This is a genomic window from Pseudacidovorax sp. DMC4 (assembly GCF_056314265.1).
Map to the genome: position 1 here is coordinate 18,838 of NZ_JBQUYR010000010.1, position 14,571 is coordinate 33,408.

The following is a 14,571-nucleotide window of genomic DNA, read 5'->3' on the forward strand; positions in this document are numbered from 1 at the left end:
GGAGGGTGGGGTGAAAAGGGCTTGTGCCCAGGCTTCGACAAGCTCGGCCCGAACGGTCTTCGTTCAACTGACAAGCATTGGCGCGCAGGCCGCGGGCCGGCGGCCGCTGCGGCATGTTAGCCGGGCCGAACGACGTCCAGCAGCCGATCCAGCCCGCCTTCATCGATGGCCACCATCGCCTGCTCGCGCACCTTGGGCTTGGCGTGGAAGGCCACTGACAGGCCGGCCTCGCCCATCATCGGCAGGTCGTTGGCGCCGTCGCCCACGGCGATGGTCTGCGCGGGCGAAAGGCGCAGCAGCGAGGCCACTTCCAGCAACGTACGGCGCTTCTCGGCACCGTCGCAGATGTCGCCCCAGTCCTGCGCGCGCACGCGGCCCGTGAGCCGGCCGCCGTCTTCCTCCAGCAGGTTCGAGCGCGCAAAGTCGATGCCCAGCCGCGCCTTCACGCGGTCTGCGAAGAAGGTGAAGCCGCCGGACACCAGCAGCACCTTCAGTCCTGCCTCACGGCAGGCGCCCACCAACTCGGGCGCACCGGGCGACAGGTGCAGCCGTTGGTCGTAGACCTCCTGCAGCGCACCCACCGGCACGCCTTCGAGCAGGGCGACGCGGCGGCGCAGGCTTTCCTTGAAATCCTTGATCTCGCCGCGCATGGTGGCCTCGGTGATGGCCGCGACCTCCGCCTTCTTGCCCACCGCATCCGCGATCTCGTCGATGCATTCGATGGTGATCAGCGTCGAGTCCATGTCGAAGGCGATCAGGCCGAAGTCGGCCAGCTTCAGCGGGCCGGGGATGTGCCGGACGACAAGGCCTGGCGAGATGGATGGCGTGGAAACGGCGACAGTCATGGCGCCGATTTTCTCATCGCGATCCGTGGGCGCCGGGCCGGCGTCACAACGGGCTGCGACGGGCCTCGCCGCGATGCTGCAGGACGTGGCGGCTTACTGCGGCACCAATCCCGCTGCCTTCACCAGCTGCGCGTGCAGCTTGATGTCCGCGGCGATGATGCGCTGCAGCTCCTCGGGCGAGCTGGGGGCGACCTCGATGCCGTTGGTGGCCAGCTTGGCCTTGAGGTCTGCATCCAGTGCGGCACGCACGGCTGCGTTGAGCTGGTCGATGATGGGCTTGGGCGTGCGGGCCGGTGCCAGGATGCCCACCCAGGCCGAGAGGTTCAGGTCCGGGATGCCGCTTTCGCCCATGGTCGGCACATTGGGCAGCACGGGCGAGCGCTGCGGGCTCAGCACACCCAGTGCGAACAGCTTGCCCGCCTGCACGTGCGGCAGGGCTTCGGGCATGACGGCGAACATGCCGTCCACACTGCCGGCCAGCGTGTCGTTGATGGCAGGCGCGCCACCCTTGTAGGGCACGTGGAGCATCTTCGTGCCGGTGCGGGTCTCGAACATGAGCGCACCCAGGTGCTGGGGGCTGCCGTCGCCCGACGACGCGTAGGTGAGCTTGCCCGGCTCCGCCCTGGCGGCGGCCAGGAAGGCCGCGACGGTAGGGTACTTGGCCTTGTCCTTCACGATCAGCACCATGGGCTGGTTCACGAGTCGTGAGATCGGCGCGAAGTCGGCCTCGGGGTCGTAGGGCAGGGTCTTGAAGACGCTCTTGTTGGTCGTGAGGAAAGAGGCGGGAGAGACGGTGAGCGTATAGCCGTCCGGCGCCGCGCGGGCCACCGCGGGCATGCCGATCTGCCCCGACGCGCCGGCGCGGTTGTCCACGACGAAGGGCTGGCCGAGCGCCGCGCCGAGCTTCTGGCTCACCTCCCGCGCGATCATGTCCGCGCTGCCACCCGCGGGCAGGCCCACGATGACCTTCACGGGGCGGTCCGGGTACCTGGCCTGCGCAAACGCCCGGCCGCTGGCGGCCAGCGTCCCCAGTGCGCCCGTGAACATCAGGGCTTGTCGTCGGGTGTGCATCGCTTCTCTCTCCGTTGTATTTTGGAACGGTGAGTTTTAGCAAGCCCTGTGCCGATGCCCGCTGCGGGCCAACTCATGGCGCATGGGGTGCAAGGCCGTCAGAGCAGGTCGGCCTGGCGAAGTATTACGTCTATAGAATCGGTAACACTTTCCTGAAGGAGCTCTCCATGCCCACCACGCTCACCGTCAAAGGTCAGGTCACCATCCCCAAGCAAGTGCGCGACGCCCTGGGTCTCACGCCGGGCACTGCGGTGGATTTCGCCATCAACCGCGATGGCCAGGTGGTGCTGCAGAAGGCGGAAGCCAGCCGGGGCACGGCAGCGCGCCGGGCCGACCGTTTCGAGGCTGCCCGGGGCAAAGCCGACGTGAAGTGGCGCACCAAGGACCTGATGGCCTTGCTGAGGGGCTGATCGACATGCTGGTCGACACCAACGTGCTGGTGGATCTGCTGGAGGATGACCCGGAGTGGGCCGACTGGTCCGTGGCCCAGTTGCGTGCCCAGTCGCAGTTGCACAAGCTGTGCATCAACCCGGTCATCTACGCGGAACTGTCGCTGACCTTCAGCACCTTCGAGGCGCTGGACGAGGTGCTCGATTCGCTTCGGCTCCCGGTGATCGAGTTGCCCCGCCCGGCACTGTTCCTGGCCGGCAAGGCCTTCGCCCAATACCGTCGACGTGGCGGAACCAAGGCCAACGTGCTGCCCGACTTCTTCATCGGGGCGCATGCGGCCGTGGCGCGCTGGCCCGTGCTGACACGTGACGCCAGCCGCTACGCGAGCTACTTTCCCACCGTGGCCCTGGTCACGCCGGATTGAGGTTCTGCTGCCGTGCTCACAGGGTGCCCGTGAGCACGATCTGGGCAGCGGCCCAAGCGCCCCTCAGGCCGCCACCGGCTCGGTCTTCGGCTGCCCCAGCGAGCGCAGCACGTCGCGCACCATCTGTGCCCGGTCCTTCGGGTCCTTCAGCTCGCGCTCGATGCGCAGCTTGTCGTTGCCGGCCAGCTTGATGTGCTTGTTCTTCTGGATCAGCCCGATGATGGCCATCGGGTCGATGGGCGGGTTGGGCTTGAAGCTGATGTTGATCACGCCCGGCGCCGCGTCCACCTTGGTGACGCCGTAGGGCCGTGCCAGCACGCGCAGGCGGTGCACGTCGATCAGCGTCTGCGTCTGCGGCGGCAGCTTGCCGAAGCGGTCGACCAGCTCTTCGAGCAGGGTGTCGATCTGGTCCGTCGTCTTGGCCGTGGCCAGCTTCTTGTAGAAGGACAGGCGCAGGTGCACGTCGCCGCAGTAGTCGTCGGGCAGCAGTGCGGGCGCGTGCAGGTTGATCTCGGTGGTGGCCGACAGCGGCGCCAGCAGGTCGGGTTCCTTGCCGGCCTTGAGCGAGGCCACGGCCTCGGCCAGCATCTCGTTGTAGAGCTGGAAGCCGATCTCCATCATGTTGCCGCTCTGGTGCTCGCCCAGCACTTCGCCGGCGCCGCGGATCTCCAGGTCGTGCATGGCCAGGTAGAAGCCGGAGCCCAGCTCTTCCATGGCCTGGATGGCGTCCAGCCGCTGGGCTGCCTGCTTGGTCAGGCCCTCGATGTCCGGCACCATGAGGTAGGCATAGGCCTGGTGGTGGCTGCGGCCCACGCGCCCGCGCAGCTGGTGCAACTGCGCCAGGCCGAACTTGTCGGCCCGGCTGATGACGATGGTGTTGGCGCTGGGCACGTCGATGCCGGTCTCGATGATGGTCGAGCACAGCAGCAGGTTGAAGCGCTGGGCCACGAAGTCGCGCATCACGCGCTCCAGCTCGCGCTCGGGCATCTGGCCGTGGGCGACGGCGATGCGCGCCTCGGGCAGGATCTCCTGCAGCTTCTGGCGCCGGTTCTCGATGGTCTCCACCTCGTTGTGCAGGAAGTACACCTGCCCGCCGCGCTTGAGCTCGCGCAGCACGGCCTCGCGGATCACGCCGGTGCCCTCGTTGCGCACGAAGGTCTTGATGGCCAGGCGCCGCTGCGGCGCAGTGGCGATGACCGACAGGTCGCGCAGGCCTTCCAGCGCCATGCCCAGCGTCCGCGGAATGGGCGTGGCGGTGAGCGTGAGCACGTCCACCTCGGCGCGCATGGCCTTCATCGCCTCCTTGTGGCGCACGCCGAAGCGGTGCTCCTCGTCGATGATGAGCAGGCCCAGGTTCTTGAACTTGACGCTCTCGCTGAGCAGCTTGTGCGTGCCCACGACGATGTCCACGCTGCCATCGGCCAGGCCCTTGGCGGCGGCCGTGATCTCCTTGGCCGAGCGGAAGCGGCTCATCTCGGCGACCTTGACCGGCCATTTGGAGAAGCGGTCCACCAGTGTCTGGTAGTGCTGCTCGGCCAGCAGCGTGGTGGGCGCCAGAAAGGCCACCTGTCTGCCGCCGGTGACGGCCACGAAGGCCGCCCGCAGCGCCACCTCTGTCTTGCCGAAGCCCACGTCGCCGCAGACCAGACGGTCCATCGGCTGCGGCGAGATCATGTCCTGGATGACGGCATGGATCGCCGCTTTCTGGTCGGCCGTCTCCTCGAAGCCGAAGTCGTTGGCGAAGACCTCGTAGTCGGCCGCCTGGAAGCGGAAGGCATGGCCCTCACGCGCGGCGCGGCGGGCATAGATGTTGAGCAGCTCGGCCGCGGCGTCGCGCACCTGCTCGGCGGCCTTGCGTTTGGCCTTGTCCCACTGGCCGCTGCCCAGCTTGTGCAGCGGCGCCTCGTCGGCGCTGACGCCGGTGTAGCGGCTGATCAGATGCAGCTGGCTCACCGGCACGTAGAGCGTCGCCTTGTCGGCGTATTCCAGGTGCAGGAACTCCTGCAGCAGCGGCTTGCCGTCGGGCCCCGTGCCCTGGCCCAGGTCCATGTTGACCAGGCCTTTGTAGCGGCCGATGCCGTGCGCGCTGTGCACCACCGGGTCGCCCAGGTTGAGCTCGGACAGGTCCTTGATCAGCGCATCGACGTCGCTGGTCGCTTCCTGCCGCTTGTTGCGGCGGCGGCCGCTGCCGGTGCCGGTGGCGAAGAGCTCGGTCTCGGTGACGAAGTCGATGCCGGCCTCGTTCCAGGCGAAGCCCGCCGCCAGCGCGGCGGTGGCGATGCCGATCTTCTCGCTCGCCTCGGCCTCGAATTCGGCCAGGGTGTCGAAGGCCGGCGGGCTGACGCCGCTGGCGCGCAGGAAGTCCAGCAGGCTCTCGCGGCGGCCGGCGGTCTCTGCCAGCAGCAGCACGCGGTGGCGCGTGGCCTGGATGTGTTCTTTCAGCCGGGCGAGCGGGTCGTCGGCGCCGCGCACGGCGGCCATCGGAGGCAGCAGCGCGAATTCGGGGAAGGCTTCGACCGGCTCCGCCTGAGCGGATGCAGGCCGCAGCGACAGTTGGCGATGCGGCTTGGTCTGGCCGTAGAACTGCTCGGCATTGAGGAACAGCGCCTCGGGCGGCAGCACCGGCCGCTCCGGGTCGCCGTGGGCCAGGCGGTAGCGCTCGCGCGTGTCCTGCCAGAAATGCTGGAAGGCCGCCTCCAGGTCGCCGTGCAGCACCAGGGTGACGGAGGAGGACGCCTCGCCATCCCGGCCTTCCGTGCCGGCGCCCGCCAGATAGTCGAACACCGTCGCCGTCTGGTCGAAGAACAGGGGCAGGTAGTACTCGATGCCGGCGGTCGCCACGCCGTTGCCCATGTCCTTGTAGATGCGGCTCTTGGTCGGGTCGCCTTCGAGCAGTTCGCGCCAGCGGCTGCGGAAATGCGCCCGGGCGTCGTCGTCCATCGGGAACTCGCGGCCGGGCAGCAGGCGCACCTCGGGCACGGGGTACAGGCTGCGCTGGCTGTCGGGATCGAAGGTGCGGATGGAGTCGATCTCGTCGTCGAACAGGTCGACGCGGAAGGGCTGCGGCGAGCCCATCGGGAACAGGTCGATCAGGCCGCCGCGCACCGCGTATTCGCCGGGGCTCACCACCTGCGTCACATGGCTGTAGCCCGCCAGCGTGAGCTGGGCCTTCAGGCGCGCCTCGTCCAGCTTCTGCTTGGTGCGGAAGTGGAAGGTGTAGCCGGCCATGAAGCCCGGCGGCGCCAGGCGGTAGAGCGCCGTGGTCGCCGGCACCAGCACCACGTCCACCTCCTTCTGCAGGATGCGCCACAGCGTCGCCAGGCGTTCGCTGATCAGGTCCTGGTGCGGCGAGAAGCTGTCGTAGGGCAGCGTCTCCCAGTCCGGGAAGACGGCGCAGCGCAGCTCTGGCGCGAAGAAGGCCAGTTCGTCCGTCAGGCGCTGGGTGTCGGTGGCGTCCGCCGTGAAGATGGCGGTCGTGCGACCGGCCGACTTTTCGCGCAGTGCCAGCCGAGCGAGCAGCAGTGCATCGCTGGAGGAGGGCGGACGGGGAAGGGTGAAGCGTTTGCCGGGGGAGAGGGCGGGCAGGTCCATGCGGGGGCGGCACCAAAGGCAGACCCTCCCGGCCGCAACGGCGGGGAGGGCGAAGCGCGCAATTTTAGAATGCGGGGCTTTTCCCCTGGACGGGGCCGGCCCGGTCGCCGTTCCGTCCGCGCAGAACCGGTCGACTCCCCCCATCCGGTTCGCGCTGAGCTTGTCCACGTGCCGTGCCTGCGGCGCCCCATCCCACTGTTGCCCGTCCCGTTCCCGCCCGCCTCGCCCATGCCCTTGCCGCCGCCGCGCCTGTTCGTGCTCATCCCCTGCGCCGGGACGGGCTCCCGCTCCGGCGCCGCCGGCCCCAAGCAGTACGAGCCGCTGGCAGGACGGCCGCTGGTGGCGCACACGCTGGACGTCTTCCGTGCCCTGGGCGACCGGCTGGCGGCCATCGCGCTGGTGGTGGCGCCGCAGGACGAGCGCATCGCGCAGGTGCTGCCGGGCTTTCCGGGCCCCGGCGAATGGCTGCTGCGCGCCGGCGGCGCCACGCGCGCGCAGAGCGTGGCCCAGGGCCTGGGCGCCCTGCGCGAGCAGGCCGGCGCCCTGCCGCACGACTGGGTGCTGGTGCACGACGCCGCCCGCTGCCTGCTGCAGCCCACGCAGGTCGATGCGCTCATCGGCGCCTGCGAGCACGACGCCGTCGGCGGCCTGCTGGCGCTGCCGCTGCCGGACACGCTCAAGGCCGCCACGGCCGACGGCCGCGTGGCCGGCACCGTGACCCGCGCCGACAAGTGGCTGGCCCAGACGCCCCAGATGTTTCGCATCGGCCTGCTGCAGGAAGCGCTGGCGCGCATGGGCGACGCGGTCACCGACGAATCCAGCGCCATCGAAGGCCTGGGCCTGACGCCGCGGCTGGTGCCGGGCAGCGCCCAGAACTTCAAGGTGACCTTTCCCGAAGACTTTGCCGTGGCGGCAGCGGTGCTGGTGGCCCGCAGCGGCACGGCCATGCCATGACGAGCACCCATCCGATGACCCACGCCGCCGACTCCGACTTTCCCTTCCGCATCGGCGAGGGCTGGGACGTGCACCAGCTCGCCGCCGGCCGCAAGCTCATCCTGGGCGGCGTGGAGGTGCCCCACACCGTCGGCCTCCTGGGCCATTCCGACGCCGACGTGCTGCTGCATGCCATCACCGACGCGCTGCTGGGCGCGGCGGCGCTGGGCGACATCGGCCGGCACTTTCCGGACACGGACCCGCAGTTCCGCGGCGCCGATTCGACCGTGCTGCTGGCCGAGGCCGCCCGGCGCGTGCGCGAGCGCGGCTGGGCCATCGGCAATGTGGACAGCACCATCGTGGCCCAGGCGCCCAAGCTGGCGCCGCACATCCCGGCCATGTGCGCGCGCATCGCCGAGGTGCTGGCGCTGGCCCTGGGCCAGGTGAACGTGAAGGCCAAGACGGCCGAGAAGCTGGGCCCGGTGGGCGAGGGCCGGGCGATGGAGGCGCGCGCGGCGGTGATGCTCTACCGCGCGCCAGCCACGACTGCCGGGATCAGCGGCAGCTGAAGTTCGCCGCGTCTTCGATGCTGCCGCTGCCGTTGTAGCGCGCCTGCTTCGGGTAGGCGCACAGCGGGCGCGTGCGGCCGGGCCAGGTCACGTCCGGGTTCTCGGGCCGGGCGCGGGCCACGATGCGCTCGGGCGGCTTGCCCTTCTCGACCCAGTTCACCAGCGCCGTCAGGCCGTCGTACTGGTCGGTGGCCGGACCGCCGCTGCAGTGGGCCATGTTGGGCACGGTGAACAGCCGGGCCATGCCGTCGGTGGCTGTGCCGTAGCGCTGTCGCAGCTGGCCGAGGTAGCGCACGGTGTCGGTCACCGAGAACACCGGGTCGCTCACGCCATGGAATAACAGGATCTTGCCGCCATGGCGGGCATAGGCGTCCACGTCGGGCGAGTCGGCCGCCACCATGCGCATGGCGGACTCGCGGAAGGCGCCGTCGGTGGCATGGACCTTGGCCGTGTCGCGCTGCGGGTCGAAGCCCATCGCATAGGCCCAGAAGTCGCTCGTCACGGTGGGCGGCGTGGTGAAGAACATGGCCAGCCCGCCGGTCATCAGCGTGAGGTTGCGGGCATTGGCCGGGCCGCTGGTGGCATCGCCGAACTTCCAGCGCGTCCAGTCGGCCGAATGCAGGCCGGCGTCGAACACCCAGTCCGAATAGATGGGCTTGCCCTGCGCATCGCGCGCGCCGGCGAAGGAGCGCTGCAGCGCCTCGACCTGCGCCGGGCCCAGGCAGGCGTCCGTCTTGGCGCCGGTGCAACGCAGCACCTCGGGCTTGAACTGGCAGGCCGGCCAGTTGTTGACCATGCCGTCGGCGAGGCCGTCCAGTGCATCGCATTGGCGCAGCACTTCGCGCGTGAGCAACTTCATGTCGCCTGGCGAGAAGGCCTTGGACAGCACCGGCCGGCCGTCGGGGCCGGGCGGTGCCTGCTCGGCGGCGGCACGGGCATAGAGCTGCGTGTCGTACACCGCCTGCACCGAGGCCAGCGGCACGCGGTAGGCCGGCGCGGAGGCGATGACGCCGTCGAACATCTCCGGATAACGCTGCGTCATCATCATGGCCTGCCGCCCGCCGTTGGAGCAGCCCACGAAGTACGAGCGCTGCGGCGCCTGGCCGTAGTGTGCGCGGATCAGCGTCTTGGCCACGCGCGCCGTCTGCGCCATCGAGTTGTAGCCGTTGTCGGCACGGGCCTGTGGGTCCAGCCCGAACTGGTAGGGGCCGCTGGGGCCGGGTTCGTTGAGGTGGCCGGTGTCGGTGAAGACCACCGCATAGCCCTGCATCAGCGCATTGCTGGTGTTGCCGCCGCCGGTGAGCACGCCGATGGCATCGCGCAGCACGCCGTCGGTGCCGCCGCCGCCCTGGAAGAAGAAGCGGCCGTTCCACTGGGCCGGCAGGCGCAGGTCGAAGCCGATGGCGTAGGGCTTGCCGTCCAGGCCGGTGCGCTCGGCGATCCTGCCCTGCACATGGCAGTGGGCTGGCACCGGCGCGGCGGAGCCGGGGGCGCCGGGCTGGATGCCAGTGAGGTTGATGGTGCCGGCGGCGACTTCCTCAGTCAGCGTGAGCCGGCCGCCGGGCGGCACGGCCCGCGCGAGTTGGGCACAGGCCAGCGGCGTGGTCGCGGCTTGCGCCGCGGGCGGTGCGTCGCCTGGGCTGCTGCAGGCGCTCAGCAGCGCGGCGGCGCCTGCGGCGGCCAGGCCGAATCCAACAGTGCGGCGCACGGCTCAGTCCGCCTTGAAGCCGGTCGCCTGCACAGCCTTGCCCCAGGTCACGGTGTCGGCCGCGATGATGTTGCCGAACTCCTTGGCCGTGGTGCCGGTCACGCTGAAGCCGGCGTCTTCCATGCGCTGCTTGCCGTCGGCGGACTGCATGGCGCGGCGGATGTCGGCTTCCAGCTTGGCCAGCACCTCGGGCGGCGTGCGGCTGGGCGCCACGATGCCGAACCAGGACTGGAACACCAACTGGCCGTAGCCCTGTTCCTTGAAGGTGGGCACGTCGGGCAGCAGCGCGGCGCGGGTCTCGCCGCTGGCGGCCAGGGCCACCAGCTTGCCCGCCTTGACGTTGGGCGCGGCCAGGCCGACGCTGGCGAAGGCGCCGGACACGTCGCCGCTCATCAGGCCGGCCAGCGCGTCGCCGGTGTTGCGGTAGTGCACCGCCTCAGGCTTCACGCCGATGGCGTCGCCGAAGATGTAGGCGCCGAAGTGGCCCGGCGTGCCGGCGCCGAAGGTGCCCATGAACAGGCCCTTCTGCTGCCGGCTCCATTCGACGAACTGCTTGACGTCGCGCGCCGGCACCTTCTGCGGGTTGACCACCAGCATGAAGTTGCTGGTGACCACCTGGCTCACGGGCGCGAAATCCTTCTTCGGGTCGTAGGGCAGCTTGGTGTAGCTGCTGGGCGCGATGGAGAGCTGGCCTGTCTCGCCGAGCATGATGGTGTAGCCGTCGGGTTGGGCGCGCGCGGCCTCGCTGGCGGCGATGGTGCCGCCGGCGCCGGGCTTGTTGTCCACCACCACGCCGACGCCGTTCCAGCCCTCGGAGAGCTTCTGGGCCAGCAGGCGCGCGACGATGTCCGGGCCGGTGCCGGCCGGGAACCCCACGATCAGCCGCACCGGCCGGCTGGGGTAGGCGCCAGTCTGGGCTTGGGCGCCGGTCCAGGCGGCGGCCAGTGCGGCCGTGGCGGCGAGCAGGCGGAAGGACGTGCGGAATCGGGTCATGGGAGTCTCCTTGGAAGTGTTCTGGGTGAGGGCGGGAGGGCGGCGGCGAAGCCAATGCTGCGACGCGAGCGTGTCGAGCAGGCCAGTCCAGGGCAGCCGCGGAACTGGCTCGGCCAGGCCGCGGGGTGCGCCCCCCTCCAAGCCGAAGGCGCAAGAGAGGGGGGAGCCGCGAAGCGGCATGGGGGGTGGTTCACGTCAGCACGAAGAAGCGCATGGCGACCTGCGAGGGATGGCGCACGCCGCAGCCGACGAACAGCCGCTCGGTGATCCATCGCAGGGTGGGCGAATCGGTCTCGAAGCTGGGCGTGCAGCGGAAGTACACCTCCGACGGCTGCACCGGCTCGCCGCGCATCAGCCGCGCCATCACCTCGGGCGCGGCGGCACGCACGGCATGGTTCTGCACGTAGATCAGGTCGCCGGCGTCGGTCTCCATGCCGTAGCGCGCATCGAGCACCGAGCAGCCCTCGCTGGCGAAGAGCTGGAAGTCGGCGCCGCCGGGCAGCACCCGCGCTGTCCAGCCATCACCGCGGGCGGTGCCGCCAAGGATCGGCACCACCCTGCGCAGACCCTGCGCGCCACGGCCGAGCACCAGCGGCTGGCCCACGTCCACCGCCACGTCGGCGAAGTGCGCCAGGGAGGGCGGGGACAGGGGATCGTTGTCGGACATCATCATTTGTCTAGCGTAAGTCCCGTGGCGGCGGCGCCTCGTCATCCCAGAAGATGACGGACTTCCCCCAATGCCGCCGCTGTCCCGCCTGCCATGAGAACCTGGAGCCCCGCCCTGCCTGCTGGCGAGAGCGCCCATGCGCTGCTGGCGGCGCGCATGCCCGAGGTGGTGCCAGCGCTGGGCGACGCGGCCTTCGGCCCGCGGCTGCTGCAAGCGGTGGCGGCGACGCTGCCGGTCGCCTCCTTCTCCATCTACCGCACCGGGGCCCGGCCCGCCATCTTCATCAGCGGCAGCCTGGGCGTGCCCGACACCACGCGCGACTGCTGGCGGGCCTACCTGTCGGGCCCCGTTCAACACGACCGCACCTTCCGCGACGGCGAGACCGCGCCGCTGCGCATGTGCCACATCACGGCCGGCGAGGTGCCCCCCGAGCACCGGGCCAAGGTGTACGACGCGCATGGCGTGCGCGAACGGGTGTCGGTGGTGGAGCGCGAGCCGTCGGCCGACGGTGCGCTCTTTGCCGTCAACTTCTATCGGCACGAAGGGCAGCGGCCCCTGGCCGATGGGCAACTGGCCGATTTCGGCGAGGCCGGGGCCCTGTTGATGGCCCTGGCGCGCAAGCATGTGGTGCTGGCGTCGCCGCCGCAGGAGTCAGCCGGGCAGGCGCAGCGGCTGCTGGCCCATTGCCCCGAGCTGACGTCGCGGGAGCTGGAGGTTTGCCTCCGCCTGTTGCGTGGCATGACCCAGGAAGGCATCGCCGCCGACCTCGGGCTGGCGCTGCCGACCGTCAAGACCTATCGCAACCGGGCCTTTGCGCGACTGGGCATCCATTTCAGGAGCGAACTCTTCGCCCTGATGCTGGAGGCGGGCGAGGGCGCCGTCGCAGCGCGCTGAGCGCCGCGCCCACGCCCTCGTCCGTTCAGGCCTGCTCGGCGCTGGCGGCGTCGAGCCGGGCGATCTGGGTCGGGTCCAGCTTGAGCTGCGCCGCGGCCACCAGCTCCTGCAGCTGGTCCAGCGAGGTCGCGCTGGCGATGGGCGCCGTGATCGACGGCCGGGCAATCTGCCAGGCAAGCGCGACCTGGCCAGGCTTGGCGCCGGTCTCGGCTGCCACCTCGTCCAGGGCCGCGAGGATGCGCCGGCCGCGGTCGTTGAGGTAGGCCGCCACGGCACGCTCGCCGCGCGTGCTGCGTGAGGCATCGGCCGCGCTGCGGTACTTGCCCGTCAGGAAGCCCATCGCCAGCGCGAAGAAGTTGATGACGCCGAGTTGCTGCGACTGGCACAGCGGTTCCAGTTCTGCCTCGTACACGGCGCGGTCGTAGAGGTTGTAGAGCGGCTGCAGGCTCTCGTAGCGCGGCAGGCCCAGGCGTTCAGAGACGGCCAGCGCCTCGGCCAGCCGCGGTGCCGTATGGTTGGAGGCACCGATGGCACGCACCTTGCCTGCCTTGATCAGCTCGGCATAGGCGCCGAGCGTGTCCTCGAAGGGCGTCTCGGCGTCGTCGTCGTGCGACTGGTACAGGTCGATGCAGTCGCACTGCAGCCGACGCAGCGATGCCTCCACCGCCTCGCGGATGTAGCGCGGCGACAGGCCCTTCTTGCCCTCGCCCATGGGCTTGCCGACCTTGGTGGCCAGCACGATGCGGTCGCGCTTGCCGGTAGCGCGCAGCCACTTGCCGATGATGGTCTCCGACTCGCCGCCGGTGTGGCCCGGCGCCCAGATCGAATAGACGTCCGCTGTGTCGATGAAGTTGAAGCCGGCGTCGACCCAGGCGTCGAGCAGGCGGAAGGAGGTGGCCTCGTCCACGGTCCAGCCGAAGACGTTGCCGCCGAAGGCGAGCGGGGAGACCTGGAGGCCGGAATGGCCGAGTGGGCGCAAGTTCATGTCTGGACAGTGGAAGAAGGAGGCGCGGGGCGCCGGTCGCTGGCGGCCGCCGGCGTGCCCTGGGCACGCAGCAGCCGGATATGGGCCGCGAAGCCGCGACCCGGGGTGCTGGTGAGGGCGAAGGTGCCCCCCATGCGCTCGATGTTCTTGGCCACGATCGACAGGCCCAGGCCCGCACCCGCCGCGGAGGTGCGCGCCGTGTCTCCGCGGAAGAAGGGCTTGGTCAGCTGCGCGAGCATCACCGGCGCCACGCCGGGCCCGTGGTCGCGCACCTTGATGAGCACCGCCGTCGGCTGGGTCTGCGCCTGGATGTCGATCTGCGTGACGTTCATGCCGGGCGTGCGGCCATAGCGGCGCGCGTTCTCCAGCAGGTTCGACAGCACGCGCTTGAGCTCCACCTCGTCGGCCATGACCATGGCGTCGTCGGGCACGTTGATCTGGATCTCGACATCGTCCTGGTCGCGCACCGGGAACACGCTGTCGGCCACCACGTCGCGCAGCCGCAGCGGCTGCAGCCGCACATGGTCGGGCCGCGCATAGTCGAGGAACTTGTCGATGATGCCGTCGAGCTGCGCGATGTCGGCCGCCATGTGGGCACGGGCGTCCTCGTCGGCCACGCTCATCTCGGTCTCCAGCCGCAGGCGGGCGAGCGGCGTGCGCAGGTCGTGGGAGATGCCGGCCAGCATCACGGCGCGGTCCTGCTCGATCTTGGCGAGCTGGTCGGCCATGCGGTTGAAGCCGATGTTGACGGCCCGGATCTCGTTGGTGCGGGCGTGCTCGTCGAGGCGATGGGCCTCGTACTCGCCTTCGCGCACCTGGGTCGTCGCCCGCGACAGCTGCTTGAGCGGCCGGTTGATCAGCCGCGTGATCAGCGCCGAGCCCGCCAGCGACATCATGCCGGCGGTGATGAACCAGGCCAGCCAGGTCCGGCCGCCGACGCGCGAGAAGCGCGCCGGGTCGAGCAGCAGCCAGTACTGGTCGCCGTCGATCCCGAAGCCGATCCACAGCCCCGGCTCGCCGTTGACCTCGCTCGCGATGGTGGTGCCTTCGCCGAGGCGGCGGATCAGCTCGTCGCGCACGCGGCGGTCGAGCGCGCGGTCGGTGTAGCCCTCGTAGCGGTCGCGCGGCTCGCGCGGAACGATGCGCACGCCCTCCTGGTCGGCCAGCGTCTTGATCAGGGAGACGCGGGTGATGGCGTCGGAATAGACCAGCGCCGCGCGCGTCAGGTTGACGAGCGAGGCGATCTGGTGCGCGGTCTGGACCGTCCGAGGTTCGTCCTCGAAGGCGCGGAAGGTCTGCAGCCAGCCATAGATGCAGCCGAGCAGCAGCAGCACCAGCAGGAAGAAGGTGCGCCAGAACAGGCTGAAGCCGAGGCGGAAGCGCGTCTGCGCGCGCACCCGCTCGGACATCTCGAGCGGGGAGGGCAGGGTGCCCTGGATGGAATCGGGCGGGGGAAGCGCCCGCCCCGAAGCGGGGCTGGCTGGGGCCGCAGGGGGCACGG

13 protein-coding genes are annotated in these 14,571 nt (G+C 70.3%); 5 read left to right on the forward strand and 8 right to left on the reverse strand.

What is annotated here, in order from left to right:
* Positions 1–116 precede the first annotated feature (116 nt).
* Complete coding sequence (serB, locus tag ACT54X_RS18825; RefSeq protein ID WP_294365579.1) at positions 117–845, reverse strand: phosphoserine phosphatase SerB; 729 nt, start codon at positions 843–845, stop codon at positions 117–119.
* A 93-nt stretch (positions 846–938) separates the two neighbouring features.
* The gene (locus tag ACT54X_RS18830; protein WP_294365580.1) at positions 939–1,916 is read right to left on the reverse strand and encodes a Bug family tripartite tricarboxylate transporter substrate binding protein; all 978 of its coding nucleotides are present in this window, start codon (positions 1,914–1,916) and stop codon (positions 939–941) included.
* Positions 1,917–2,083: 167 nt separating this feature from the next.
* On the opposite strand from ACT54X_RS18830, the gene ACT54X_RS18835 reads away from it, so the two are divergent.
* Both ACT54X_RS18835 and ACT54X_RS18840 read left to right on the forward strand, forming a co-directional pair.
* Positions 2,084–2,326: an AbrB/MazE/SpoVT family DNA-binding domain-containing protein gene (locus ACT54X_RS18835; protein WP_017762341.1), complete on the forward strand. Its 243-nt coding sequence runs from the start codon at positions 2,084–2,086 to the stop codon at positions 2,324–2,326.
* A gap of 5 nt (positions 2,327–2,331) precedes the next feature.
* Positions 2,332–2,730: a type II toxin-antitoxin system VapC family toxin gene (locus tag ACT54X_RS18840; protein ID WP_017762342.1), complete on the forward strand. Its 399-nt coding sequence runs from the start codon at positions 2,332–2,334 to the stop codon at positions 2,728–2,730.
* A gap of 63 nt (positions 2,731–2,793) precedes the next feature.
* Here ACT54X_RS18840 and mfd read toward each other — a convergent pair whose 3' ends face one another.
* Positions 2,794–6,321, reverse strand: a complete 3,528-nt coding sequence (gene mfd / locus ACT54X_RS18845) for a transcription-repair coupling factor (RefSeq protein WP_476347835.1) — start codon at positions 6,319–6,321, stop codon at positions 2,794–2,796.
* A gap of 228 nt (positions 6,322–6,549) precedes the next feature.
* Here mfd and ispD point away from each other — a divergent pair, with 228 nt between their 5' ends.
* Both ispD and ispF read left to right on the forward strand, forming a co-directional pair.
* Entirely contained in the window at positions 6,550–7,275 is a 726-nt protein-coding gene (ispD, locus tag ACT54X_RS18850; protein ID WP_114804735.1) for a 2-C-methyl-D-erythritol 4-phosphate cytidylyltransferase, read from the forward strand.
* Positions 7,272–7,823: a 2-C-methyl-D-erythritol 2,4-cyclodiphosphate synthase gene (gene ispF / locus ACT54X_RS18855; RefSeq protein WP_476347837.1), complete on the forward strand. Its 552-nt coding sequence runs from the start codon at positions 7,272–7,274 to the stop codon at positions 7,821–7,823. Before ispD ends, ispF begins: the two co-directional genes overlap by 4 nt.
* Here ispF and ACT54X_RS18860 read toward each other — a convergent pair.
* From ACT54X_RS18860 to ACT54X_RS18870, 3 genes are all read right to left on the reverse strand, one after another.
* Positions 7,810–9,531: a tannase/feruloyl esterase family alpha/beta hydrolase gene (locus ACT54X_RS18860; RefSeq protein ID WP_476347839.1), complete on the reverse strand. Its 1,722-nt coding sequence runs from the start codon at positions 9,529–9,531 to the stop codon at positions 7,810–7,812. The two genes, ispF and ACT54X_RS18860, sit on opposite strands and share 14 nt — an antisense overlap.
* 3 nt (positions 9,532–9,534) lie before the next feature.
* Entirely contained in the window at positions 9,535–10,524 is a 990-nt protein-coding gene (locus ACT54X_RS18865; protein ID WP_294365592.1) for a Bug family tripartite tricarboxylate transporter substrate binding protein, read from the reverse strand.
* Positions 10,525–10,714: 190 nt separating this feature from the next.
* Positions 10,715–11,191: a DUF3237 domain-containing protein gene (locus tag ACT54X_RS18870; RefSeq protein WP_476348036.1), complete on the reverse strand. Its 477-nt coding sequence runs from the start codon at positions 11,189–11,191 to the stop codon at positions 10,715–10,717.
* A gap of 93 nt (positions 11,192–11,284) precedes the next feature.
* Here ACT54X_RS18870 and ACT54X_RS18875 point away from each other — a divergent pair, with 93 nt between their 5' ends.
* A complete protein-coding gene (locus tag ACT54X_RS18875; protein ID WP_294365593.1) occupies positions 11,285–12,085 on the forward strand; it encodes a helix-turn-helix transcriptional regulator in 801 nt (266 codons plus the stop codon).
* A gap of 25 nt (positions 12,086–12,110) precedes the next feature.
* Here ACT54X_RS18875 and ACT54X_RS18880 read toward each other — a convergent pair whose 3' ends face one another.
* Together ACT54X_RS18880 and ACT54X_RS18885 are read right to left on the reverse strand one after the other, a co-directional pair.
* Entirely contained in the window at positions 12,111–13,070 is a 960-nt protein-coding gene (locus ACT54X_RS18880; protein WP_476347841.1) for an aldo/keto reductase, read from the reverse strand.
* Positions 13,067–14,479: a sensor histidine kinase gene (locus ACT54X_RS18885; RefSeq protein ID WP_234191850.1), complete on the reverse strand. Its 1,413-nt coding sequence runs from the start codon at positions 14,477–14,479 to the stop codon at positions 13,067–13,069. The genes ACT54X_RS18880 and ACT54X_RS18885 overlap by 4 nt, the downstream gene beginning before the upstream one ends.
* Between the last annotated feature and the right edge of the window lie 92 nt (positions 14,480–14,571).